Here is a 476-nt window from a genome sequence, read left to right on the forward strand (position 1 = left end):
CCGACCAGCTTGGCGGTGTAATCGACCAGCGGAATGATCCGGGCATAATTGATCCGGGTCGGTCCGACAACCCCGATTGCACCCACAATGCTGCCTTCAGCATTCTGATAGGGCGAAATCACCATCGAAAGACCCGATCCGCCGAACAGTTTATTCTCCGACCCGATGAAAATCTGAACGCCCTGGGCATCCGTCGTCACATCGAGCAATTCAATCATCTGATCGCGGGCTTCGAGCACGTTAAACAGGCGGCGCACGGTCTCAAGCTGTTCAATCGTATCGATATTTTCCAACAGCTGGGATTGCCCCTTCACAATCAGGGACGATCCCTTGACCCCGCCGGCCCATGTTGCAAGGCCCGCATCAATCAGATTGGCGGAAAGTTCATCAAGCTCCTGCTTGAGACGATCACGCTCCTTCGTCATCAAAAGGCGCGCATCATCAAGCGTCTTTCCAGCCAACCGGGTATTTAGATA

The 476-nt window shown here is 54.0% G+C and carries 1 protein-coding gene; it reads right to left on the minus strand.

Annotated elements, in window-relative coordinates:
• Window positions 1-476, minus strand: a 476-nt coding sequence (locus B2T33_RS03040) for an HrcA family transcriptional regulator (RefSeq protein ID WP_414716630.1), incomplete at both ends; no start/stop codon positions are given.

Origin of the sequence: Thalassospira sp. UBA4513, from assembly GCF_002388495.1 — a bacterium.
GTDB classification, from domain to species: Bacteria; Pseudomonadota; Alphaproteobacteria; order Rhodospirillales; family Thalassospiraceae; genus Thalassospira; species Thalassospira tepidiphila.